At 33.6% G+C, this 24,987-nt stretch carries 21 protein-coding genes; 15 read left to right on the top strand and 6 right to left on the bottom strand.

What is annotated here, in order from left to right:
- The first annotated feature begins 282 nt into the window (after positions 1–282).
- Entirely contained in the window at positions 283–1,452 is a 1,170-nt protein-coding gene (locus ABY285_RS07280; protein WP_372768580.1) for an ATP-binding protein, read from the top strand.
- A 146-nt stretch (positions 1,453–1,598) separates the two neighbouring features.
- Here ABY285_RS07280 and ABY285_RS07275 read toward each other — a convergent pair whose 3' ends face one another.
- Together ABY285_RS07275 and ABY285_RS07270 are read right to left on the bottom strand one after the other, a co-directional pair.
- Positions 1,599–2,861: a radical SAM protein gene (locus ABY285_RS07275; protein WP_372768550.1), complete on the bottom strand. Its 1,263-nt coding sequence runs from the start codon at positions 2,859–2,861 to the stop codon at positions 1,599–1,601.
- Positions 2,858–4,537 carry a hypothetical protein gene (locus ABY285_RS07270; protein ID WP_372768548.1) on the bottom strand — a complete coding sequence of 560 codons (1,680 nt, stop codon included), beginning with the start codon at positions 4,535–4,537 and terminating at the stop codon, positions 2,858–2,860. The genes ABY285_RS07275 and ABY285_RS07270 overlap by 4 nt, the downstream gene beginning before the upstream one ends.
- 475 nt (positions 4,538–5,012) lie before the next feature.
- On the opposite strand from ABY285_RS07270, the gene ABY285_RS07265 reads away from it, so the two are divergent.
- The 7 genes from ABY285_RS07265 (at position 5,013) to ABY285_RS07235 (ending at position 13,539) form a co-directional block, all read left to right on the top strand.
- Positions 5,013–6,305: an MFS transporter gene (locus tag ABY285_RS07265; RefSeq protein WP_372768546.1), complete on the top strand. Its 1,293-nt coding sequence runs from the start codon at positions 5,013–5,015 to the stop codon at positions 6,303–6,305.
- Positions 6,302–7,639, top strand: a complete 1,338-nt coding sequence (locus ABY285_RS07260; protein WP_372768544.1) for a 1-acyl-sn-glycerol-3-phosphate acyltransferase — start codon at positions 6,302–6,304, stop codon at positions 7,637–7,639. The genes ABY285_RS07265 and ABY285_RS07260 overlap by 4 nt, the downstream gene beginning before the upstream one ends.
- A gap of 74 nt (positions 7,640–7,713) precedes the next feature.
- Positions 7,714–8,325 carry a GNAT family N-acetyltransferase gene (locus ABY285_RS07255; protein WP_372768542.1) on the top strand — a complete coding sequence of 204 codons (612 nt, stop codon included), beginning with the start codon at positions 7,714–7,716 and terminating at the stop codon, positions 8,323–8,325.
- Between the two features lie 97 nt (positions 8,326–8,422).
- Complete coding sequence (locus ABY285_RS07250) at positions 8,423–9,094, top strand: haloacid dehalogenase type II (protein ID WP_372768540.1); 672 nt, start codon at positions 8,423–8,425, stop codon at positions 9,092–9,094.
- A 10-nt stretch (positions 9,095–9,104) separates the two neighbouring features.
- A complete protein-coding gene (locus ABY285_RS07245) occupies positions 9,105–9,581 on the top strand; it encodes a hypothetical protein (RefSeq protein WP_372768538.1) in 477 nt (158 codons plus the stop codon).
- Positions 9,582–9,770: 189 nt separating this feature from the next.
- A complete protein-coding gene (locus ABY285_RS07240; RefSeq protein ID WP_372768536.1) occupies positions 9,771–12,323 on the top strand; it encodes a DUF2339 domain-containing protein in 2,553 nt (850 codons plus the stop codon).
- A complete protein-coding gene (locus tag ABY285_RS07235) occupies positions 12,307–13,539 on the top strand; it encodes a DUF3999 family protein (RefSeq protein WP_372768534.1) in 1,233 nt (410 codons plus the stop codon). Before ABY285_RS07240 ends, ABY285_RS07235 begins: the two co-directional genes overlap by 17 nt.
- Positions 13,540–13,635: 96 nt before the next feature.
- On the opposite strand, the gene ABY285_RS07230 is transcribed toward ABY285_RS07235, so the two are convergent.
- The gene (locus ABY285_RS07230; RefSeq protein WP_372768532.1) at positions 13,636–14,016 is read right to left on the bottom strand and encodes a GerW family sporulation protein; all 381 of its coding nucleotides are present in this window, start codon (positions 14,014–14,016) and stop codon (positions 13,636–13,638) included.
- Positions 14,017–14,027: 11 nt separating this feature from the next.
- The gene (locus ABY285_RS07225; RefSeq protein WP_372768530.1) at positions 14,028–14,543 is read right to left on the bottom strand and encodes a hypothetical protein; all 516 of its coding nucleotides are present in this window, start codon (positions 14,541–14,543) and stop codon (positions 14,028–14,030) included.
- A 267-nt stretch (positions 14,544–14,810) separates the two neighbouring features.
- On the opposite strand from ABY285_RS07225, the gene ABY285_RS07220 reads away from it, so the two are divergent.
- From ABY285_RS07220 to ABY285_RS07190, 7 genes are all read left to right on the top strand, one after another.
- A complete protein-coding gene (locus ABY285_RS07220; protein WP_372768528.1) occupies positions 14,811–15,767 on the top strand; it encodes a tRNA dihydrouridine synthase in 957 nt (318 codons plus the stop codon).
- A 563-nt stretch (positions 15,768–16,330) separates the two neighbouring features.
- A complete protein-coding gene (locus ABY285_RS07215; protein ID WP_372768526.1) occupies positions 16,331–17,272 on the top strand; it encodes a 5'-nucleotidase in 942 nt (313 codons plus the stop codon).
- 192 nt (positions 17,273–17,464) lie between these two features.
- The gene (locus ABY285_RS07210) at positions 17,465–18,613 is read left to right on the top strand and encodes an ATP-binding protein (RefSeq protein WP_372768524.1); all 1,149 of its coding nucleotides are present in this window, start codon (positions 17,465–17,467) and stop codon (positions 18,611–18,613) included.
- Positions 18,614–18,616: 3 nt separating this feature from the next.
- Complete coding sequence (locus ABY285_RS07205; RefSeq protein WP_372768522.1) at positions 18,617–19,159, top strand: GNAT family N-acetyltransferase; 543 nt, start codon at positions 18,617–18,619, stop codon at positions 19,157–19,159.
- 101 nt (positions 19,160–19,260) lie between these two features.
- Positions 19,261–19,938 (top strand): DUF6629 family protein, encoded by a 678-nt coding sequence (locus ABY285_RS07200; protein WP_372768520.1) that lies wholly within the window; start codon positions 19,261–19,263, stop codon positions 19,936–19,938.
- A 207-nt stretch (positions 19,939–20,145) separates the two neighbouring features.
- A complete protein-coding gene (locus tag ABY285_RS07195) occupies positions 20,146–20,463 on the top strand; it encodes a hypothetical protein (protein WP_372768518.1) in 318 nt (105 codons plus the stop codon).
- An 88-nt stretch (positions 20,464–20,551) separates the two neighbouring features.
- Entirely contained in the window at positions 20,552–22,726 is a 2,175-nt protein-coding gene (locus ABY285_RS07190) for a TonB-dependent receptor domain-containing protein (RefSeq protein ID WP_372768516.1), read from the top strand.
- Between the two features lie 48 nt (positions 22,727–22,774).
- Here the strand turns inward: ABY285_RS07190 and ABY285_RS07185 are convergent, their stop codons facing one another.
- A complete protein-coding gene (locus ABY285_RS07185; protein ID WP_372768514.1) occupies positions 22,775–23,509 on the bottom strand; it encodes a hypothetical protein in 735 nt (244 codons plus the stop codon).
- A gap of 674 nt (positions 23,510–24,183) precedes the next feature.
- Positions 24,184–24,987: ABC transporter ATP-binding protein (locus ABY285_RS07180; RefSeq protein WP_372768512.1), on the bottom strand; the 804-nt coding region annotated here is incomplete at its 5' end.

The raw sequence follows: 24,987 nt of genomic DNA, 5'->3' as shown, positions 1-24,987 counted from the left end.
AATCTCATTTAGAATCATACCAGATTCGATTATAATTCCTTCTCAAAAATTTTAATAAAAGATTAACAAAATATTAAGTAGGGTAATTTGCGGTTAGCTTGTTGAATACTAAATAGCAACCTAATATTTCTCTCAACTTAATGTATCTTACTTAATTGATAAATAATTTAATTATCGCTATATTTGGGTTACTGCTAAAAAAATTGCGAAACTAGTTGTATAAAAAATGTTTAGGGCTGAACTACCCTATAAACCATTGTATACAAAATAAGTAAAAAGTGAATATTTTACCCGCAATTATTCAAGTATGATCAAAAAACCAACATACAAAGAATTAGAAGAGAAATAGAAGCGTTCAAAGAAGACAGTGAAGAAAAATTTAAACAACTCCTAAAAAACTATTTTGATATGATAGTGCTGTTAGATTCCAATGGAATTCAGCACTATGTTAGTGATTCCTGCGAAAATATCCTAGGCTACAAAACTGAAGAATTAATCAATATCCCTGTAGTTGAGCAAATGATTCACCCTGAGGATCAGGAAAAAACCATGTTGGCATTTCGTGATATTATTGAAAATTCAGCAAATGGCGGCACTCAATACAGACATCTTCATAAAAATGGAAGTTTGGTTTATCTTGAGGCTTTTGGTACAAATCAAATTAACAATCCTTTTATTAAATCAGTGATTCTTAATGTTCGCGATATTACGGAACGTAAAAAAACCGAACAACTATTAAAAGAAAATGAAACCCGTTTAAAAGAACTCAATGCTATAAAAGACAGAATTTTTTCTATCATTGCCCATGATTTAAAAAGTCCTTTCAATAATATTTTTGGATTCAGTAATATTTTGGCAGATCAACTTCATAAAAAGGATTTTGATGGACTAGAAAAATATGCCGCATTCATTCAAAATTCATCGAAGAAGGCTTTGGATTTACTTACAAGCTTATTAGAATGGTCACGTTCACAAACAGGCAGAAATAAATTTAATTCTGAATATTTTGAATTGGTTACAATAATCAATGAAGTAACTGAATTATTTAAAGATTCCGCTACACAAAAATCAATAACCATTATTAAAGAATTACCAAAAAATATTTCTGTTTTTGCAGATAAGGCCATGGCCAGCTGTATTTTAAGAAACCTCCTCTCAAACGGAATAAAATTCACTAATTCTCACGGTGAAATAAGAATTAGCGCCAAACAAAATGAAGACCATCTGCTGGTTTCTGTTGCCGACAATGGCGTAGGTATGAAAAAAGAGGCCATCAATAAATTATTCCAAATTGAAAACAGTTACTCTACCCTGGGCACTCAGCAGGAAGTGGGGACTGGGCTAGGTTTATTGCTCTGCAAAGAATTTATAGAAATGCACGGCGGCGATATATGGGTTGAATCTAAAATAGGGAAAGGCACCATCTTTAATTTTACCATACCGGTTAATTAATTTAATAGCATGCTTTTATGAACCGACAATCGTCAAAACATTAGCAGGATTTCAATCCATTAAAAAATAATAAAACGTTGATTACGCAAATTTTAGTCCATGCTAAAGTTTTTGGGCTGATATATTTACAACTAAAATTTAGTTTATTATTCAACCAAATTATAAGTAGGGCAACCTTTCTGTTTTAATTTATTTAAGTTTTCCTCAAAGTTATCATTTAAAACATTTCCTGTTTTATCACGACAAAACGGACAAGCATTTATTTGTCCGTCAGTATCTATATATAGCCCTGTTAAACCAGCATTGAAACATCCCCTTTTTCTCTGGTGGAAACCGTGATAAACAATTATTGGATAATCCCGAAAATCGAAGTGGTTATTTACTTTGAGAAAGGTTTTTTCTATGACAGCTTCGTGTTCAGGTAACAAGATGACATCTTTTCCTGCATAATGGCCTACCGCTTTTGGTTCCAAAAACTGAACAAACGACACCTTTAATTTTTTAGCCAAAGCCATATAATTTAAAAGGTTTTCCTCTGTTGCAAAAGATCTTGTAATACAAACAGATAAGGCCACAATCAAATTATTTTCCAACGCACTATGAACTGCTTCAATGACCCATTCAAAAGCATTATTGTTTCCTCTGAATTTATTGTGCTCAGAAGGCAGATAATGATCTAAACTAATCACAACACCATTTAAACCAGCTTTTTTTAATTTCTGGGCATTCTCCGAATTTAAGTTATAACCAGAAGTGAGTACCCAAAAATCTGTTCCTTTTTTGGCGATTTCCATGGCATTTAGCATCAAATCTAATTTTAACATGGGCTCGCCACCCGTAAAGTAAATCTGATTTACGCCTTTGTCCTGCAACACTGAAATAATATTTTCAATAGTTTCGCTTGTCAAAACATCTTTCTTATTTAGCGCTTCCCATTCAAAACAATGCTCACACTGAAGAATACATTTTTTGGTAATTGCCAAAAACACATTGTTAAACCGCTTCACATCTTCATTGAGCAAAACAAATCTGTTCATTTCAGAAAGCACAAAAGATTTAAAAATTTCTCCATTCCAGCCGGGAACATACAAACCCATATAATATTTGCCATTTGCTTTTACCATTTTCCGAATCGCATTGTTTCCTCTTACCGATTTTCTTAATTTTATAATATATAACAACACTTTAATTGCTGTAATCGGATTTCTATATTTTGCAATGGCCAATCTAAAAATCGTCAGTCTAAACCTATATCGGATGAAAAAAATCGGCCAGCCATAAACAATCTTCTGTCCTTCAGAATTGGCGAAAGTTTTAGTCTCAGATTTAAACCGAAACAGATTTGATAATCTTTCACTAAAATCTTTGCCAAAAATATTTGTAAGAGATGTTGCTACACTATTCATCATTTCAGCACCATTAAATCCAACATATTAGGGTTGGAAACATATTGAAAGTACGTCTCTTTTGAAAACCGCGTAAAAGCGCCTTTTTCCCTAAAAGTTTTCAGTTCCGCAAAATCTGGTTCTCCTTTATAGTCTCTAATGTATGTATAATAACCCCTGTTTTTTAAAAATACGGTTGTGGTGGTATTTGCCGTTTCGCTTTCAGCAGCCTCAAAATCAATGGTTGTAACGCTTCCAATTTTAGACTGAAGAAGATAGTTGTCATCTGCATTCAGCAGTTCATTTGTTACATTATTTCCATCTTCATCAACTGCCTGAATTGGTTTTATATACGAAATTTGAAGTGGTTGATTTTCAGAAAAATCCATTCCGGCATAGTCAATTTCCCAAAACATAAAACCGCATTCCAATTTAATTGAAATTTTTGCCTCGCTTGATTTTTCAAATTCAACTGGCACTACAATTTCTCGTTTTCCTAATGGTCCGGTGACATTTTCATATTCAACAAGTTTCCATCCACTTGAATTTTTAACATAAATTCCAAGAGGAATTCCCTGATTCAGCATCCACTGCATGCTTTTTTCACTTGAAACACTTTCCTGTTTCTTTTGAAACTCATTAAAATAAGTTCCCATTTTCTCATTGAATTTTCCATACATATAATCCAGCCAATAAGAATTTCTGGCTGTCAGCACTAATTTTCCTGAGGTAATAGCTGCAGGCTTTTCAAATTCTAAAACGACGCTGTTAAATTCATCTCCGTTCATCATATTTTCATTAAATTGATAGTAAATATCATCATTTTCAATAAAAGGTTTCAAATCGGCACGCAACTCGTTTACCATGATATTTGATGGTGCATTTAATTGTGAAATGGTATGTGCATTTCCTTTGCTGTCCAGTAAAACCTTTAAATTTTTGTCATGTTTTATTGCAATCAGATTCAGCAAATTTGTATACTGAATTTCTTTCAATTCATTGGAAACCTTAATGGAATATAAACCATCTTTAGGTTTCAGATTCCGCAGCAGCAGATAGTCATCGCGCTCCAGCTTCGCCCTGATTGCTCCTGGATACAATTCTCCCTCAAACACATAATTTTCTCCGTTATTCGCATAAATAAACGGACAGGAACTTTTTGTTAAAGCAATAATTACACCTACTAAAACCAAAGCACCCACAACGCCTGCTGAGGCCATAAATATGGAATGCCCGGTAGCATCATCATAAATTTCAATCTTTTCAATCTTTGAAAAAGGCAGGGCAATAGCTGAATTTTCGCTCATATCTAAAGCCGCATTTGAATAGAAATGCACTTCGTAGGTTGGATCTCCCTTACTTTTATGATAGCGATAAACCGAATTTCCAGGACTTGTAACATAATAGGTATGAGAAACATCTAATGGTTTCGTTACGGCAGTCAGCTGATTATTGTCATTATCAACAACTATGGATTCCAAATGCATCGTTGTTGATCCGGAATGTAAAATCACATACTTGTTGGCGCTATAGTTTTCAATGTTAGCGGCAGTGATGTCGTCACCACTTTGCGTCTTCCCAACTCTATAATACGCGCATCCTATTACGAACAATAACAAGAGAAAAAAAATGGTACGTTGTGTTTTTGAATAAGGAAGTTTTCTGAGCCCAATTAAGGACTTAAATTTGCTTGAATCCATAAATTTAAAATTTTAAACTATTCAGTTATTCTATTTAGCGGAACCTCCAAAAATAATAACAGGGAAATTTTTTAAAAGAAAACGACTGAAATTATTATTAATATATCAGTTATAAATAAAATTGTTATGGGGTAACCATCACTGTATTTGTAAAATAGAAGATTTCACACAGCGTAAAAGCACAATTAAATTTAACACAAAAATCGGTTTTAACCTAATTTTTTTCGCCTAATTAATGCTATTTGTTTTTTTAGATTCAATAGCTCAAATTTAAAAGAAATGCGATCACATATTCTTAGGCAAAAATGCCAATTAAGTCATTCTTAGTCGCGCAATTTATTTGTAAAACATGTATTAACTTCAAAATATTTCAGGAGAACTTAAAATTCTGGATGTAGCTCCCAAATATTGAAAGGCCAATTCAAAAAAAAATTGCATCTTTAAAAAATAAAAAAATCATTAAAACCTAACTCAAATGCTAGAAAAAAATAATCCGCGTCTCATTAATGCCTGGGCTTCATTTGATTGGTCTAATTCAGTTTACAACTTAATTGTTACCACAGCCATATTTCCAATTTATTATTTAAGCACTACTGAAGAAGCTTTTGGAGGCGAAATGGTGAAATTTTTTGGGGTTCACATTAAAAATTCCGTACTATTTTCTTATGCCATATCTTTTTCCTTTTTAGTCATTGTATTTCTTTCTCCAATTCTTTCTGGCATTGCAGATTATAGTGGATTAAAAAAACGATTTATGCAGTTCTTTACGTATCTGGGGTCACTCTCTTGCATAGGGCTTTACTTTTTTACTGGAGAAAATATTGAATATGGAATTGCCTGTTCTGTTTTAGCAAGCATTGGTTATGCAGGATCTTTGGTTTTTTACAACGGATTTTTACCAGAGGTAGCTTCCAATGACAGCATGGATAAAGTAAGTGCCAAAGGATTTGCCATGGGATATACGGGCAGCATTATTTTACTGATACTCAACCTGCTTCTTTATCAAAAATATGCGCTTTTTGGTTTTGAAAATGGCAGTTCAGCTACGCGATTTGGGTTTATTTTAGTAGGTATTTGGTGGATGGGATTTGCACAAATCTCTTTTTATTATTTAAAAGACCGTGCTACTGGAAAACCATTTACTTCAGATATAATAAGTCATGGAACCAAAGAATTAAAGAAGGTCTTTATGGTGGTTCGTAATAAAAAAGTAATGAAACGATTTCTTACCGCCTTTTTTCTGTTCAGTATGGGAGTTCAAACTGTGATGTTGCTGGCTCCTCTGTTTGCAGATAAAGAAATTGGTATGGGCGCCGATGAAATGATTTATATCGTCCTTATTTTACAAATACTGGCCATTGGCGGCGCTTATTTTTTCGCTTGGCTCTCCAACTTAAAAGGAAATGGCTTCGCAATTAGCTGCACATTAATTATTTGGATTATTATCTGTTTATCAGGTTATTTTATGAAAGATAAAATCACATTTTACAGTTTGGCAGCCTTTTTGGGATTTGTGATGGGTGGCATACAATCTATTTCAAGATCTACTTATTCCAAGCTAATTCCTACAGAAACAATAGACACCGCCTCTTATTTTAGTTTTTATGATATTACTGAAAAATTCGCCATTGTAATAGGCTCATTGACTTATGGTTTCATAGATCAGGTTACGGGAAGTATGCGCTACAGCATGGTTTTTATGTCCGTATTTTTTATAGGTGGTTTTATAGTATTGCAATTGGCAAATCTTAAAAAGAATTTGATATGATTTATCATTTTCTCAAACAACTATTAAAAGTTGCGCTATTCTTCTTTTTTAAGAAAATTGTTGTTACCGGAAAAGAAAATATTCCGAATAAAGGTCCTTTAATTATTGTTGTCAATCACCCCAATACACTTATGGATCCTTTAATTATTATGTCAATAGTAAAACAGCAATTGGGATTTGTGGGAAATGCCGGTATTTTTATAAATAAGTTTGTAAATGCTGTTTTCAGTTATTTCAATGTAATTCCTGTTTACAGAAAAAAAGACATATTGCCGGGAGAAAAACCCGACAATAAAAAAACTTTCATAAAATGCCATGAATATTTAGGTGAAGGAAAAACGCTGCTCCTTTTTCCTGAAGGCAGCAGCTATTATGAGCTTAAATTACGCGAAATAAAAACGGGGGTTGCAAGAATTGCACTGAGTTTTGAGGAACTGAATAATTTTGAAGGCAATTTAAAAATACTTCCGATTTCTTTGGATTACTCAGATTCAATTCAGTTTAGAAGTATGATTTCCGTGACTGTGAACACCCCATTTTCTTTAGACACCTATAAACAAACTTATTTAAATAAAGAATTTGAGGGTGTTTTGGCCTTAACAGAAAATATAAGAAAAGAACTGGCTAAAAATATTCCTCATACCTCCGATAAAGAGCAAGAGGAATTCTTAATTAAAATCCATAAATTTTACACTGCCTATAAGGAACCTATGGCTGATTTGTACCTTAATCCTAAAGCATCTTTAGCCTTAAGAAGTCAGCTTTCAAAAGCGCTGAATGACCTCAATGAAAATAATGCTGAACTTTATCAGGATACTGAAAACAAGGTTTATACTTTCAATGATCTGCTTACGGAAGAAGGCTTATCTCTGGGCTTTTTCTCAGATGATTTCCTAAAGAAGAATGCTTTTTTTGTTTGTCTGAATTATTTCCTGCAATTTCTGCTCCTTGCACCTTTATATAGCTATGGATTACTCTTAAATTATATCCCATACATCCTTCCTTCCCAAATTTTTAAGGCCATGAAATTGGATATAGAATACAAAACTTCTGTTGAAATGGTTTCTGGATTAATTATATTTCCGTTGTTTTATACTCTTGAAGTTTGGTTGTTTCGAAATTATATTAGTACTGAATTCTGGTATACTTTTCTTTTCCTTTTAACAATTCCTATTTCAGGATATATTGCGATGTATTATTATACAGAAATCAAAAGATTTTTAAGAGTTGTGCACTTCTACTTTTTTATGAAACCTGACCGAAAACTAAAATTGATGGAATTAAGAGATCAGATTTTAAATAATTTAGAAAAAACTGACAAGAAGTTTTTTTGAGATTAAGGATATTTACGCGTTTGGAAAGGATTTAAAATTTATCCTTAAATTTGAGTTCCTAAAAGCACCATTCAATGGCCAATTCAAATAATGACAAAGACTTTTTAAATCAATTAACTTTTGAACCTTTAACCAAAACAAATTGGTCGAAATTTGTTCAACTGTTTGGTAAGAAAGGAGCTTGTGGAAATTGTTGGTGTATGTATTACCGGTTGAATAAAACCGATTTTATTGAAGGCAAAATAGATGAAGGCAACAAAGATGCTATGCAAAGCCTTGTTTTGGAAAATAAACCAACAGGAATCCTTGGGTTTTATGACGAACAACCCATTGCCTGGTGTGCATTTGCGCCCAGAGAAGATTTTATAAAACTTGAAAAATCAAGAGTTCACAAACGAATAGACAATAAACCTGTTTGGTCTATACCTTGTTTTTTTATTGATAAAAACTTCAGACGTCAAGGTGTTTCAGTAGAAATTCTGAAAGGCGTTATGAAGTATGCTAAAGAAAATCATATCTCAATTATAGAAGCTTATCCTACCATTCCAACAAAAGAAACGCTTCCAGATTCATTTGCCTGGATTGGCTTATACAAATCATTTGAAAGGGCTGGTTTTAAAATTGTGGACCAAACATCTAAAAACAGGCCAATGGTAAGGTATTATAAAGATATTGAATCATCATGAATTTAAACCAACACTTAAATTCCTGAAAAATTGTAGTTTCAAACTCGCAACTTTAACAATGATAATTCGTTCATAATAATTATAAACAAGAAAACCCATGAAATATACCTTAGCCTTTGATGTTTACGGAACCTTGATAAACACATCCGGCGTTTTTAATTCATTGGAAAAACTGATAGGAGAAAAAGCAACACCATTTGTGGATACTTGGAGAAACAAGCAATTGGAATATTCATTCAGACGGGGATTAATGAACAAATACACTGACTTTTCTGTGTGCACTGAAAACGCACTGGAATTCTGTTGCAACTTCTATAAAATCGAGTTAAGTAAAAGCCAGAAAGCGGCTTTAATGAATGAGTATACAATTTTACCGGCCTTTCCTGATGTTGAAACTGGATTGAAAAAATTAAAAGAAGCAGGCCATACCTTAATTGCATTCTCAAACGGAAGTGCAAATGCCATTTCAAAACTATTGGTAAATGCTGAAATTATGGATAGTTTTGATGGAATTGTAAGTGTGGAAGATGTTAAAATGTTTAAGCCAAGCCCTTTGGTTTATGAACATTTCAATAAGAAAACCAATTCTGCAAAATCAGATTCCTGGTTAATCTCAAGCAATCCTTTTGATGTGATTGGCGCAATTTCGTATGGAATGCGTTCCGTTTGGGTTCAACGCTCCAAAGATTCCGTTTTTGATCCATGGGGAATTGAACCCACTGCAAAAATCAAAGATATCACGGAATTGGCTTCAAAATTAAAACAATAAATATTTGCCTATGAAAGCGGTCACCGTAAAAGAAATAAAAACAGAATTGTCGCATTATTCACAAAAGGAATTGATGGAGCTCTGTTTGCGTTTGTCTAAATTTAAAAAGGAAAATAAAGAACTGCTCACTTATCTTTTATTTGAGTCCAGCAATGAAGAAGTTTATGTTAACAGCATAAAACTGGAAATTGATGAGCAGTTTGAACTGGTAAATACAAAAACCTATTATTTCATAAAGAAAAGTGTCCGCAAAATTTTACGCACCGTTAAAACAGCCATTCGCTATTCAAAAAATAAGGAAACAGAAATTGAACTTCTACTCTATTTCTGCAAGAAATTGTTGGCTTTTAAACCTTCCATAAAAAATAATACGGTACTTAAAAATCTGTTCAGCAGAGAAATTGAATCCGTCAAAAAAAAGATGCTCGTTTTACACGAAGATTTGCAATATGATTATGAACAAGAGTTGGAAAAGCTAAAGCTATAACCATCCTAAAACACCTATTTTAAACAAAATAATGGCTGCCTGACTCATGTTTAAACAACACCTGAATAAGCAATTATCAAAAGTTTTTTGTAATATTACCTAACTAAATTTCAACAAAGGAAATTTTTTCCTGTTTTCATTATATAAACTTAAGAGTATAACTAACTCTCACCAACTAAAAATGACTGCATGACCAACAAGCCAGACCAATTAGATGAACTTAGCGAAAAGCTAAAAATACTACTAAAAAGACAAGAAGCCTTTTCAAAAGAAGTTAACGAAATACGTGAAGAAATAATACAATTAAAAATTTCTGAAACAATAAAGCATCAGAAAAAAGGAGAACCTGTTAAGGAAGAGCCTGTTAAAGAGCAACCAACTTACAGCCCTGGCTCAGTTTCCAAAAAATTATATAGAGATGTAGATCATAGGATTATAGGTGGTGTTTGTTCAGGATTGGCCGACTACCTTGACATCAACAGAGCTTTAGTGCGCATTCTTTGGTTGTTTTTAACCATATTTTTTGGAATTGGATTTTTGGTTTATTTCATATTGTGGATTGCAATTCCAAAAGCCGGAACAACCTCAACCAGTCAAAAACCACAACCTTCAACCATCACCGAACGACCTGTACATACCGCTCCAAGCACTCGGTCAATGCCAAAAGTAAGTATTGATTTGGAAAAATTTATAGGTGAAAATTTAATCAACAAAATAGGTATTGCCATCTTAATTTTGGGTGTGGCCATAGGAACAAAATATACGATTGAACACGACTTAATAAGTCCGTTAACAAGAGTGATTTTAGGCTATTTGGTTGGATTGGGACTTTTGGGATTCGGACTAAAATTAAAGGAAAAGTATGAAAATTTTAGTGCCGTTTTGGTGAGTGGCGCTATGGCCATTATGTATTTTATGACCTATGCCGCTTACAGTTTCTACGGCCTGTTTCCTCAAACAATCACGTTTATTTTTATGGTGATATTTACGGTTTTTACCGTAATTGCCGCTTTAAATTACAACAAACAAATCATTGCGCTCATTGGATTGGTGGGCGCCTACGCAGTTCCTTTTTTATTGAGTGAAGATCCGGAAAATGTTGCCGTGCTTTACACTTATATGGCCATTATCAATATTGGAATCCTTGTTATTGCCTTTAAAAAATACTGGAAACTGCTTTATTTTTCATCCTTTGTGCTCACTTGGCTCATATTTGCTTCCTGGTACCCTTCAAAATACGAAGTGGCAGAACACTTTGAGCTGGCGCTGACTTTTATTTTTATCTTTTTTGCCACTTTTTACACAACATTTCTTGCTTTTAAATTGCTTCAAAAGGAAAAATTTGAAATTACTGACATCTTGTTATTGCTTTCCAATTCCTTTATTTTTTACGGATTTGGATATGCCATTTTGGACGGTCATGAGATCGGCTCCCAATTACTGGGCTTATTTACGCTAGGCAACGGAATTTTACATTTCATCGTTGGCCTTATTATTTACAGGCAAAAACTAGGCGATAAAAACCTGTTTTATTTTGTTGCCGGATTGGTGCTTGTTTTTATAACCATCGCGATTCCTGTTCAGCTAGACGGAAATTGGGTGACCCTTTTATGGGTTGGCGAAGCCGCTTTACTATTTTGGATTGGAAGGACGAAAAACATTCCTGTTTATGAAAAAATTTCCTATCCTTTAATGGCTCTTGCCCTTATCAGTATTTTTCAGGATTGGTCAACAGACTATCACATGAATTTTTTCAACAATTCAGAAGAAAAAATAACACCGCTCCTAAATATTCATTTCCTGAGTTCAGTTTTATTTATTGCTGCCTTCGGATTTATAACTTTTCTGAATAACAACAAAAAATATCCTTCAGCACTGATTTCACATAAAGAATTGCTAAAAATAGTTTCCTTTTCAATTCCCGCCATACTGTTGGGAACGCTTTATCTTGCATTCAGGGTGGAAATTGAAAATTACTGGAACCAGCTTTATACCGATTCCAATATAGCAATGAATGATCCGTATGGGCAATCTCAGCAAAACTTCAACTATGATTTGTTAAAATTCAAAACCATCTGGATTCTTAATTATTCCTTGTTGTTTTTATCGGTATTTTCCTTTGTGAATATTAAAAAATTAAAAAACAGGCAGTTCGGACTCGTCAATCTTGGATTCAACACAATCGCAATTTTGGTTTTTTTAACACAGGGATTGTACATTTTAAGCGAATTGCGTGAAAGTTATTTAGAGCAAACCTTAGCGATATATTATAAAGTAGGCACTTTTAATATTGGAATCAGATATGTTTCATTTGCTTTTTTCACACTGGCAATCATCGCCTGCTACAACTACATACGCCAGGAATTTATGAAAGTTGATTATAAAAGGGAGTTCGATTTGTTGCTTCACATATCCATTATATGGATTGCCAGCAGTGAACTGATAAATGTAATGGACCTTTCAGGATCTTCCGAATCCCACAAACTTGGACTTAGCATACTTTGGGGAATTTATTCCTTATTGTTAATTATTTTAGGTATCTGGAAAAATAAAAAGCATTTGCGTATTGGCGCCATTGGTTTATTTGGAATGACACTCATAAAACTATTCTTTTATGACATTTCACATCTTGACACCATTTCAAAAACAATCATATTTGTTTCATTAGGAATCTTGCTTTTAATCATTTCATTTTTATACAACAAATTTAAACACCTTATCATCGATGAAATTGAGAGCTAGCATAAGTACTTTTTTACTGCTATTGCTTTGTTCGTATTCTTACGGACAAATTGACCAGTATACTTATAAAAAAGAATTGCTTGGGATTACAGACCAATGGCACAAAGTGATCTTGCCAGAAGAAATCTTCGGAAAAGTATCTTCCAATTTATCCGATATTCGAGTTTTTGGAATCACTGCAGCCAAGGACACCATTGAAGCATCCTACTTGTTGAAACTTAAAACAGAAAAAATAGTTGATAAAGAAGTAAATTTCAAACTATTAAATAGCACCCACAATAAAATAGGCTATTATTTTACGCTGGAAGTGCCTGCGGAAGAAGCTATAAATCAGTTAATACTGGATTTCAAACAACAGAATTTCGATTGGAAACTAAGGCTTGAAGGAAGCCAAAATCAGCAGGAATGGTTTACCGCTGTTGATGATTACCGAATTTTATCCATCAAAAATGCAGAAACCGATTATCAATTTACCAAGGTAACTTTTCCAAGCACAAAATATCGTTTTTTCAGATTGCTAGTGAAAAGCAAAGAAAACCCGGATTTGGTGAAAGTAAAAGCTGCATTAAATGAAATTAGCAATGGCAGTTTTAATAATTACGATGTTGTAAACATAAAAACTATCCAGGAAAAAAAGGAACAAAAAACAACACTTGAAATTGACTTAAAATCGCCTGTTGCCGTGAGTGTAGTTCAAATTAAAGTTAAAGACACTTTCGATTTTTACAGACCTTTCTCCATTCAGTATTTAGCCGACAGCGTAAAAACGGAACAAGGCTGGAAATATCGTTATGAAACACTAACCTCGGGAACACTTAGCTCTATTGAAAAAAACGAATTCAAATTTGAAAGCACCATCTTAAAAAAATTGAAGATCAGTATATCCAACCAGGACAATGAACCCTTAAATATTGAAACGATTACAGTTAAAGGTTACGTTCATGAAATACTTGTCCGTTTTACAGAACCAGCTACTTATTTCTTAACCTACGGAAACGAAAAAGCCTTTAAACCAAACTACGATATCACACGTTTCGTTTCAAAAGTGCCCGATACGTTAACCATTCTAAATTTGGGAGATGAACAATTAATTGATAAAAAGGAAGTCTTGGCAAAAGAGCCTTTATTTAAAAATAAAAATTGGTTGTGGGCAATTATGGGCATCATCATTTTAATGCTCGGTTGGTTTTCCATCAAAATGATGAATAAAAATTAAAAATTTAAAGTTCAAAAAAAACCGAGGAAGTGTTTACAAAATACTTCCTCGGTTTTTCTTTTTAAGCTGTTGCCAAACCGCTTCAGTCAAAAAGGATTAAGCAGTTTCTTTTTCCTTGCTTTTGGCTTTGGCAATCTTATCGATCATCTCAGGCATTTTTTCAAATACTGAAGCAAGTCCGCTTGATTTTCCTGCGGAAAGAAAAGAAATGTCTTTTCCCCTGCTCACTAAAAAACCAATTGGTTCAATTCCCACGCCTGCTCCTCCACCGCCGCTTTGCGTTGACCCTTCACCTTTAGATTCTTTTTTAGGGTTCCCTTCACCCACACCTGAGCCAAATCCCATACCTACTTTAATCACTGGCACACATTTAAATTCACCCAATTCAAATTGTTTTCCAATAACAGTTTCTGTGTTTGTTTCAGACTTGATAAAATCTGTGATTTTACCTAACAAATCTTCCATGCGTAATTCCATAATTTTTATTTTTAAAGATTAATAAACGATTTAATTAAATATATTGGCCTGCTGCATATATGCAGTTCCACCCTGTTTCTTCCTTCAAAATTGATCCTGAAGCCACCTATTCTATAATTCAGGAACACAAATAACGGATACAACTCAGCATTCAAAATACAATCGCCCGTATCAATATCAAAAAGAAATCTTTTTACCTTAAACGATTTTATCATCCGCAAACTTTTCGCAAAGTCAAATCCCTTTTTGTTTTTCTTTTTATTCTCTTTATTCTCTGTCCTTTTCTCTATTTTTTTGCTTTTACCTGAACCAATATTTCTTAGCGGATAGAAATAAAAATTTAAAAAAAATAGCCTCAGTTTTATTCTGATAAATTCTTCTTTGTGGCTTTCTATACTTGCCTTTACCAAACCCTTTACCCGAATGTAATATTCATTTGTTTTGGTGTCAATAAACAACACAATTGGAATCATCGACAAATAAACGATCAACAATAAAAACAAGATTAAAAAACTGGCTATAAGCATCGTTTTCTTTTTTGTAAAGTACCTTGAATTAGAAGTGTTGTACAATGATTTCAGTCAAAGTGACATCATGAATATTACAATACGCAATGATATTAATCACCTTAAGAAATTGATATTAATCAGATTATAAATTTATAAAGGCTAAAGTCAAAAGTTTAAAGGATAAAGGATAAAGGATAAAGGATAAAGGATAAAGTTAAAAAATCTAAAATCGCAATTCCTAAATCTAAAATCATAAAGCAGTATCTTTGCACAATTGAAAATGATATGAACGACACATTACTCTCTTCTCCTTTACAAGGATTTACCGATTTTAGATTTAGAAATGCCTTTAACAACATTTTTGGAGGAATTGACACCTTTTATGCGCCCTATATTCGGTTAAACGGAAATTTGGCAATTAAAGCTTCTTATGAACGCGACCTGCTGCCTGAAAATAATGTGGGTTTGGAGGTGATTCCTCAAATAATCACCAACGATGCGGAGGAGTTTCTATTTGTGGCAAAATACGTACAGCAACTTGGCTATAAAGAATTAAACTGGAATTTAGGCTGTCCGTATCCGATGGTCACAAAATGCGGAATGGGTTCCGGACTTATTAGCGACCCGGAACGAATTGACAATATTCTTAATAAAGTACAGGAAGAATCGGACATTATTGTCTCTATGAAAATGCGTTTGGGTTACGAAAACACGGAAGAAATTTTACAGGTTTTACCAATTTTGGAAAAATACCCCATTAAAAACGTTGCCATCCACGCACGTATTGGAAAACAATTGTATAAAGGCGGCGTACATTTGGATGCTTTTCAGGAATGCATCAACCATACAAGCCTAAAACTGTATTACAACGGCGACATTACTTCTGTGACAAAATTTCACGAAATGCAGGAACGTTTTCCTAGCATAGACCATTGGATGATTGGCAGGGGCCTTATTTCAGATCCTTTTTTGCCAAGTATGATCAAAAGCAATACCACGCAATACCCAAAAAATAAATTGGAACTTTTTAAGGAGTTTCACGACACGCTTTTTCAAAATTACAGTGAATCGTTATCAGGTTCAACGCATCTTTTATTGAAAATGTACCATTTATGGGAATACTTTTCTGTGCTGTTTTCAAATCCGCACAAAGCCTTAAAGAAAATTAAAAAAGCGGGAAGCATTAAAAATTACCAGGCAGCCATAAAAGACATTCTGGATACTGAACGCGACCTTCAATAACGTAGCCTGTCATAGCACCCCACGATTGCAAAGGCAATTCATCTTGCGCTTAAATAATCGCTAAATTTTATACCAGCCAAAAGACAGAAATGAAGCTCAAAAATTTTTTTCTGCCACAATCGCACAATCCTTTAACTCGTCAAAAACCAATTTTAGGACGGGCACAACACCAGTCATATTAGGGGCTCATGGGAGGTAAAAGGGAGGATAAAGGGAGGATACTCCATACATAGTGTTAGTGAGTGTTATAGTCACTATAACACTCGTGCTTAAAATTAGTCGAAAAAAGCAATACACATAACAGTGATTTTGGCTCCAAAAAAGCAAAAAAAATACAGAAGCAATCTGTCGTTTTATTAAAAATAATGAATTTTTTCACTCCAAATACCCTATTTAAAACGCCCCCGTTTTAATGCTTTATTTTTCCTATATTTGATTACTACTAAAAAAATTGCGTTAGTATTTACATAAAATAATTATTTATTAGGATGGTAACACCTTATACAAGTGTTTTATTCTGATATAACAAGTTGCGCATCATTTGAGAACAATAAAATAAATTTATGGCATTAGACTTTTCAAAAATATTAGTTGTAGGTGTATCTTCAAGAGCACTTTTCAACTTGAAAAAAGAAAATGAAATCTTTGAAAAAGAAAATATTGAGGGTTTCAGAAAATATCAATTAGAACATGAAAATGAATTATTATCTGAAGGTACAGCTTTTCCTTTAATTAAAAGTTTATTAAAACTTAATGACATCGCTTCTAAACAAATTATAGAAGTTGTTGTAATGTCAAGAAATAGTCCAGAAACAGGAGTACGAGTTTTAAAATCAATTAAACACTTTAATCTTCCAATTACAAGATGGGCATTTTCCGGTGGAGAACCTCTTTCACCTTTTATAGATGCATTTGACATAGATTTATTTTTATCTAAAGATGAAAAAGAAGTTCAAAAAATAAGTGACACTTCTAATTGTGCGACTGCTCTAATTTATGACCCTCCAACTGACTATATTCCCGAGATGGATAGAGTTAAATTCGCCTTCGACGCAGATGCAGTTGTTTTTTCAGAGGAGTCAGAACAGATTTATAAAGAAAAAGGAATTGAAGCATTTCATCAGCACGAATTGAAAAATGAAGATGTTCCTTTAAATGACGGCCCTTTTGCTGAATTATTAAGAAAATTGTCTAAAATTCAGGAATTTTTACCGACAACAATAGAATTAACTCCTTTAAGGTTAGCAATTGTAACAGCAAGAAATGCTCCAAGTCATATGCGTGTAATAAAAACTCTACGTCATTGGGGAGTTTACGTTGATGAAGCTTACTTTATGGGTGGTTTATCAAAAGATAAAGTTTTAAAAGCTTTCGGAGCACATATTTTCTTTGACGACCAAGATACTCATTTAGATGGTTCTAGTAAAGTAGTCCCTTCTGGAAAAGTTTTATACAAGACTGATTCGCCTCTCAAAAAGTATGAGAAAAAGAAGGAAGAAAAATAAAAAACCGCACCTAACACCATATATTATTATGCTCAAATCGGATTTAGTAGAAACCGACAAACATTCAATAAAAAAATTGCTTAATTAAATAGAATGTTTCTAAAACAAAAAAGCACTAAATTTAATCATCGAAAAATTTCCGTTTCAGAACCGCAACTTTTTATGCGCTAAACCGTTAACAACGATTAAAAAATGGATAGAGACCCCACATATCAGGAATTAGAAAAACAAATAGAAGAATCCACAAAGAGGGATGAAGAAAAATTCAAACAACTCATTAAGAATTCATTTGATATGATTGTGCTTTTGGATTCCAATGGAATGCAGCATTATGTTAGTGAATCATGTGAGCGGATTTTAGGTTATAAGCCAGAAGAATTAATTAATATTTCTGTAATCGAGAAAATGGTTCACCCGGAAGATCAGGAAGAAACGATAGCAGGACTCATTGATATTTTAGAAAATTCTACAAATGGAGGTTCACAATACAGACACCGACATAAAAATGGTGGTTGGGTATATCTGGAAGCATTTGGCACCAATCAAATTAAGAATCCCTTAATTAAATCTGTGGTGCTGAACGTTCGTGATATTACTGAACATAAAAAAGCAGAAAAAGAATTAAAAGAAAGCAAAGCCCGTTTGATGGAAGCCAATGCCACCAAAGACCGTTTTTTCTCTATCATTGGCCATGACTTGAAGAGTCCTTTTAGCAGTATTCTCGGATATAGCGAAATCCTTGTAAATCGGATTGACAAAAAGGACTATCACAATATTGAAAATTATGCCAAAATAATCCATGATTCATCGCATCGGGCAATGAATTTACTTACAAATTTGTTAGAATGGTCACGAACACAAACAGGAAAAATAAAATTTAATCCGGTTCACTATGAATTGGCAGCCGCAATCAATGAAGTTGTTGAATTATTGAATGATACAGCGCAGCAAAAATCCATATTTATTTCAAAAAAAATACCCAACGAGATTCATGTTGTGGCGGACAAAGCTATGGTAAAAACCATTTTAAGAAACCTGATATCAAATGCTATAAAATACACCAATCCCGGAGGTGAAATTATAATTAGCACCGAGCAAAAAGAGAAAGAATTGATTGTTATTGTAACCGATAATGGCGTTGGGATAAAAAAAGAAAATATCGATAAATTGTTCCGGATAGACTATAACTACTCATCATTGGGCACAAATAAGGAAACGGGAACCGGATTGGGTTTGTTGCTTTGCAAGGAATTTATCGAAATGCACGGTGGTAAGATCTGGGCTGAAAGCAATGAAGTAAATGGCTGTACATTTAATTTTTCATTACCTATTGGACAATAAAAAATGAAAGCTTATAAACATTTTGAAACTGAAAGATTAATCTTACATCCAACTTCGGAAGATGATGCTGCTTTTATTTTTGAATTGGTAAACACACCTAAATGGATTGTAAATATAGGTGACAGAAACGTGAATTCGGCTGAAGAAGCAAAAACATACATTAAAGAAAGGATGATTCCTCAATTGGAACGGATTGGGTATGGAAATTATACGCTCATCAGAAAATTGGACAACATTAAAATAGGCACTTGCGGATTGTATGACCGTGAAGGTATGGAAGGCATTGATATTGGTTTTGCTTTGTTGCCTGCTTATGAGAATATGGGCTATGGATTTGAAAGTGCTTCAAAGCTTATAGAAATTGGCATCAAAGAGTTTCACATAAAACTCATCAGCGCCATAACCACAAAAGAAAACACAACCTCACAAAAACTCATAGAAAAACTTGGACTTAAATTTATCAAAACTGTAAAAATTCCAAATGACGAGGAGCAATTGCTGCTTTATAGTTTAGAATGTTTAAACAACTATCAGGAAAGGTTTTGAAATAAAGCACTACTATTCAGCAAATTGTCGTAACTTGTATATCATTGGATTTGTTTGGAGTTTTCACCATAAAAAGTGCAAACCAATTAAAGAGAAATATTATGTGTTTTTCACCAGAAGCAAGTTTTACCGGAGGCGTTATCATTTTTTCAATAGGTGTTGCTACTGTTAAGAGCGTTCACAAACCAAATCAATTGATATTCGCCATTATCCCTTTATTTTTTGGAATCCAACAAATTACAGAAGGCTTTTTATGGCTGTCCTTGCAAAATCCTGAATTCCCCAATATTCAAAAACTGACTTCCACTATTTTTTTAATTATGGCTGAAATCCTCTGGCCTATGGTGATTCCGCTTTCAGTGCTGCTGATGGAAGAAAACAAAAGCAAAAAAAGAATATTAAAAGTTTTCCTTGTAATTGGAATATTGCTATCCTCATATTATGCTTATTGTTTACTGAATTTCACAGTCAATCCGCAAATTATTAATTATCACATTCAGTACAACAATGATTTCCCTGTCGCATTCAGGAACATAGCTTTTGCAGCTTACCTGACTTCCACCATTACGCCACTTTTCGTTTCAAGCATTAAAAGAATGCATTATTTAGGCGTATTGATGTTTTTATCATGTTTAATTTCGGCCATGTTTTTTAAGCAATACCTTACCTCAGTTTGGTGCTTTTTTGCAGCATTCATAAGCGTGGCAATCTTCTGGATTCTCAAAGATTCAAAAAAGACCTTTAATTTTGAATTGGTAAATTTGTTGAAAAATAAATAAGTCCACACAAAAAGTTTAAGTAAAAAAAATACCTCACACGCCGTTTGGCCAGTTAGAAACCTACGTTACAATCATCAATATTTTGAAACCCACCAAAAATATTTGTAATATTTGCAACAATGAAACGAGCATAACAAATTTTGATACACAAGGGGATGATTAATAGCGAACAGCATCTGTTACCGATAAAAAATAAAATTTAAACAGATGAAAACACTTTGTTTCTTACTGTCATTATATGTTTTTTCCCTTACGATGGTGCCTTGTTGCTCGGATAGCGAATGCAATGATGAAATAATTACAGAGTACGAAGACAGTCATTCACAAGAACCTAAAGAAGAAGGTGATTGCGATGCCTGTTCTCCATTTCTTGACTGCGGAACCTGTATTGGTTTTGTGTTTACAAATTTGCAGATTGACATTGATGAAATTCCTTCTGATGAAGATAAATTAATTACTGATTACAAATCTCAATTTTCAGATGCTTTTTTTGATAAAATCTGGCAACCGCCCAAAATAAGTTAATGATAAAATTAGCGAAATCACCACTTTTACTTTTGGTGTATCGCATCGCTTAACCTATTCTTAAATTATTTATCTAATCATTTTACAAATGAAAAAAATTATTTTGCCTTTGTTGGCATTTATATATACATCATTGGCTTTCGGACAACATACATTTAAAGCCTTTATCAAAGACAGCGAAAGCAAAGAATTGCTTTTGGGTGCAACCGCAATTTTACAAGGCACAACAAATGGCGCAAGTGCTGACCAAAACGGCTATATAGAAATCAAAAATATTACTGACGGAAAACAAACCATCATTTTTAGCTATGTGGGCTATCAAGAAAAAAAGAACACTTTTAATTTTCCTTTAATTCATACCGAACCGATTGAAATTTTTCTTTCTGCAGCTGAAGGAGAAGAATTGGAAACTGTGTTAGTTTCCGCCACGCGTTCAAGCAGGACAATTGACAATATTCCAACAAGAATAGAAGCCATTTCCGGAGAAGAACTGGAAGAAAAAGGAAATATGAAACCCGGTGATATACGAATGATGTTAAATGAAAGCACAGGCATTCAAACACAACAAACATCTGCTACGAGTTACAATTCAAGCATTAGAATACAAGGGCTTGACGGAAAATACACACAATTATTAAAAGATGGCTACCCGCTATATGCAGGATTTTCGGGCGGATTGAGTTTGATGCAAATAGCGCCTCTCGATTTAAAACAAGTTGAAGTCATAAAAGGTGCTTCCTCAACACTGTACGGCGGCGGAGCTATTGCGGGATTGGTAAATCTCGTTTCAAAAACACCAAAAGAAGAAAGGGAATTAAGTTTTATGCTTAACGGAACTTCTGCATTGGGTTTGGATGTAAGCGGATTTTATGCAAAAAGAAACAATAAAGTAGGAACAACAATTTTTGCATCTTATAACATAGGAACGCCTTATGACCCTTCTGAAATTGGATTTACTGCAATTCCAAAATTTACGAGATACACTGTCAATCCAAAATTATTTGTGTATTTCAATGATAAAACTAAGATGAATGTTGGAATCAACACTACTATTGAAGAGCGCATTGGCGGAGATATAGAATATATTGAAAACAATGGTGACGATATCCATAGCTATTTTGAAAAGAATAAAACAAATCGTTATAGTGCCCAATTAGGACTAGACCATACCGCAAACTCCAACTCAAAACTGTCGTTTAAAAACAGCGTGAGTTATTATGACAGATTCATTGAAATTCCAAGTTACAAATTTTCAGGAGTTCAATTATCTTCATTTAGCGAAGCAACATACAATTACAAAGTTGAAAATTCAGAATGGATTGCTGGTTTAAATCTATGGACAGATAAATTTAATCAAGATAAATTTGACACCTCAAAAGCAGTCGATTATCATTACACAACCTTTGGCGGGTTTCTACAAAATACTTGGAACGCATCGGAAAAATTTATACTTGAAACTGGTTTGCGTGGTGATTATCAAAATGAATATGGCTTTTTTGCATTGCCTAGAATTTCAGGACTTTTAAAAGTGAATCCAAAATTATCAATTAGGCTTGGCGGCGGTTTAGGGTACAAAATTCCAACTGTTTTTACTGAAGATGCAGAACGAATTCAGTTTAGAAATGTGTTGCCCATTGACGTTTCAAAAACGGAAGCCGAGAAATCAATCGGCGGAAATTTTGACATTAATTACAGGACGTCACTTTCAGATAAAATGTCGTTCAGCATAAATACCTTACTATTTTATACTGAAATAAAAAATCCGTTAATTCTAACTCAGACTGCAGAAAATTTATATGAATTTCTACAACCAAAAGGCTCAATTGACACTAAAGGAATTGAAACAAATGTAAAACTGACTTACGGAGACTTAAAACTTTTCATTGGTTACACATTGGCTGATGTAAAAGAACATTACAATGGAGAGTCAACAAAATTTCCATTGGTGGCAAAACGCCGGTTAAATAATGTCTTGATGTATGAAATTGAGGATTCCTTAAAAATGGGTTTAGAAGCCTATTATTTTAGTCCTCAAGAACTAAATGGCGGAGCTAAAGGCAGGGAATATTGGCTGTTCGGATTTATGGTTGAAAAAATTTGGGATTCGTTTTCAATTTTCATCAACTTTGAAAATTTCGGAGATACCCGCCAAACCAAATTCGACACTATTTATACCGGCACAATAACCAACCCAACATTTAGGGATATTTATGCACCTGTTGATGGATTTGTTGTAAATGGAGGACTAAAAGTGAAACTGTAAAATTCAAAAATAAAGGCAATCTCAGATAAAACAACAACAGTTAGCAAGCTACAAATCAAACATATTTGCTTTTCTCGTCCGTTTTTTTAGTTTAAAAATTCGGTCGTGGTAATATTCCTTCAGCTCATCAATAAACGTCAGCGGATTTTCATATTCCGTTAACACTTTGTAAGTATGTTTGGTTTTGGCGGCTTGTAACTCATTTTCTAATTTTATGAGCTCATTTTGCAAATAGGAATCTTCCTTGGTATTTGCATTTTTTTCTGAATTTAGCTGGAACTGCATCATCGCATTTCCGCTAAAAATGTGTGTATGGAAAATTTGAAGTTCGGCTAAATTACCGCTTTGGTAAATTTCTATAAGTTTGGTGGTCACTTCAGTCGCAAGGTCAATTTTTTCGCCGTGCATCGAAAATTTATCGGGATGTACAAAAAGCATCGCTTCCCTGTACAAGCGTTTTTTTTCTTTTTGATTGGCAACGCTATTAGTTTTTATACTGTTTTTGGCAATGACTTTTAACCCTTCAGCTTCCTTAAAATTTTTCCCCTTCTTTTTTTGCGTATGGCGTTTTTCCTTTTTTGCCAGTTGCACTTTTTTGTAAAGTACGATTAACTCTTGTTCCTCGATAATTTCATTGGTCAAATGCGAACGCAAAATAGCTTCAAAAGCAGTTGTTTTTTGCGCAATGTCATTCAACTCCTGCTGCAAAAGATTAATTTTAGCTTTTAGCAATAGCTGCTCCTGCTCATTATCATTTGTTATCGGAAGGTTTTTATGGTTCATCTGCAAATTTTTAAGCTGCACAAAGTTGCTGAAAAAAATTCATTTCGTCACAAGCGTTTTATCTGTTCGCTTATTTAAGGAAATTATGTTAATACCAATTAAACATCCAAACGTCTCATAAAATTCATTTATTTTTTGCTCATTTGTCGTCATAAAATGGGACCGTAGCATAGGCTAATCTTAAAATTTACTTCTAAACTGAACTAAAAATAATTCAAATTTTTAATACAACATTTAAAAATTCAGTGGGTATACGATTTTGAAATGCTATTTAAAGATTAGAGACAAATATCAAAAAAAAAGTAGTCCACAAGTCAACAAATAGTTATTTCTTTAATATAAACGACTGAATTACAATAATATTTGGCTTATCTCTTTGATTTTCAATATATTTTTTTTAATTTAGAAATCCAATAATTTATGAACCACTTAATAATTTTATTTTAATGAATTTCAGTACCCAAAGTGACAAAAAAACATCCACATTTATTAAAGAATCAGCTTATAAAAATTACAAAACATACGTAGCACATTATAAATCCAGAATATTACAACCTATGTCATTTACGGATTTTTTGAAAAACTATGCTTCTTAAATCACTGCATATTAAAAAAGCTTCTCAAAAAATTGAAAAGCTTATTTACATTTTATATAGTTGTAAAAATTAAATAATTTAAATCCTGCTTTGGTAGGTATATAAATCGTAATACCTGCCTTGTTTGGCGATGAGTTCTTCGTGTCTTCCCCGCTCAACAATATTTCCGTTTTCAATCACCAAAATCTGATCTGCTTTTTGAATGGTACTTAACCTGTGCGCAATCACAAAAGTGGTTCTGTCTTTCATTAAAATATGTAAACTCTTTTGAATAAAGGATTCACTTTCCGTATCCAAATTAGAGGTGGCTTCATCCAAAATAATAATCTTAGGATTTGCCAACAACGCTCTTGCAATGGTGATTCGCTGACGCTGGCCGCCTGATAATTTAACACCACGTTCGCCAATTACGGTATCCAGCCCCTCTTCAAACCGATCGGTAAATTCATTTACATAAGCGCCTTTTACAGCTTCCAGTAATTCCGCTTCCGTAGCATTTGGTCGTGGAAATAAAATATTTTCGCGAATGGTGCCTTCATATAAAAAGTCATCCTGAAGCACTACGCCCAAATGGCTCCTGAAACTGCTCAAATTTACGGTAGACAAATCAATGCCGTCTACAGTAACTTTCCCTTTAGAAGGGTTTAAAAAAGACGCTGCCAAGCCGGCAATCGTTGTTTTTCCTGAACCTGATGAACCCACCAAAGCCGTTACGCTTCCTGAAGGTGCTTTAAACGAAATGTTGTGCAACACTTCCTTGCTTTTTTCATAGCTGAAAGAAACATCTTCAAACACCATATTTCCAACAACCCCTTGCAACACAATTTTTCTAATTTCCGGATTGTCCTCTTCGGTCATATTCATTAATTCCTGGGTACGATC

This window comes from Lutibacter sp. (assembly GCF_041555395.1).
In the GTDB taxonomy this organism is placed as follows: domain Bacteria; phylum Bacteroidota; class Bacteroidia; order Flavobacteriales; family Flavobacteriaceae; genus Lutibacter.
This window is presented reverse-complemented; position numbering and strand designations above follow the sequence as displayed.

Coding starts and splice junctions, on each gene's coding strand:
- ABY285_RS07275 (WP_372768550.1), bottom strand. CDS start 2,861: ATGATGAATAGTGTAGCAACATCTCTTACAAATATTTTTGGCAAAGAT.
- ABY285_RS07270 (WP_372768548.1), bottom strand. CDS start 4,537: ATGGATTCAAGCAAATTTAAGTCCTTAATTGGGCTCAGAAAACTTCCT.
- ABY285_RS07265 (WP_372768546.1), top strand. CDS start 5,013: ATGCTAGAAAAAAATAATCCGCGTCTCATTAATGCCTGGGCTTCATTT.
- ABY285_RS07260 (WP_372768544.1), top strand. CDS start 6,302: ATGATTTATCATTTTCTCAAACAACTATTAAAAGTTGCGCTATTCTTC.
- ABY285_RS07255 (WP_372768542.1), top strand. CDS start 7,714: ATGGCCAATTCAAATAATGACAAAGACTTTTTAAATCAATTAACTTTT.
- ABY285_RS07250 (WP_372768540.1), top strand. CDS start 8,423: ATGAAATATACCTTAGCCTTTGATGTTTACGGAACCTTGATAAACACA.
- ABY285_RS07245 (WP_372768538.1), top strand. CDS start 9,105: ATGAAAGCGGTCACCGTAAAAGAAATAAAAACAGAATTGTCGCATTAT.
- ABY285_RS07240 (WP_372768536.1), top strand. CDS start 9,771: ATGACCAACAAGCCAGACCAATTAGATGAACTTAGCGAAAAGCTAAAA.
- ABY285_RS07235 (WP_372768534.1), top strand. CDS start 12,307: ATGAAATTGAGAGCTAGCATAAGTACTTTTTTACTGCTATTGCTTTGT.
- ABY285_RS07230 (WP_372768532.1), bottom strand. CDS start 14,016: ATGGAATTACGCATGGAAGATTTGTTAGGTAAAATCACAGATTTTATC.
- ABY285_RS07225 (WP_372768530.1), bottom strand. CDS start 14,543: ATGCTTATAGCCAGTTTTTTAATCTTGTTTTTATTGTTGATCGTTTAT.
- ABY285_RS07220 (WP_372768528.1), top strand. CDS start 14,811: ATGAACGACACATTACTCTCTTCTCCTTTACAAGGATTTACCGATTTT.
- ABY285_RS07215 (WP_372768526.1), top strand. CDS start 16,331: ATGGCATTAGACTTTTCAAAAATATTAGTTGTAGGTGTATCTTCAAGA.
- ABY285_RS07210 (WP_372768524.1), top strand. CDS start 17,465: ATGGATAGAGACCCCACATATCAGGAATTAGAAAAACAAATAGAAGAA.
- ABY285_RS07205 (WP_372768522.1), top strand. CDS start 18,617: ATGAAAGCTTATAAACATTTTGAAACTGAAAGATTAATCTTACATCCA.
- ABY285_RS07200 (WP_372768520.1), top strand. CDS start 19,261: ATGTGTTTTTCACCAGAAGCAAGTTTTACCGGAGGCGTTATCATTTTT.
- ABY285_RS07195 (WP_372768518.1), top strand. CDS start 20,146: ATGAAAACACTTTGTTTCTTACTGTCATTATATGTTTTTTCCCTTACG.
- ABY285_RS07190 (WP_372768516.1), top strand. CDS start 20,552: ATGAAAAAAATTATTTTGCCTTTGTTGGCATTTATATATACATCATTG.
- ABY285_RS07185 (WP_372768514.1), bottom strand. CDS start 23,509: ATGAACCATAAAAACCTTCCGATAACAAATGATAATGAGCAGGAGCAG.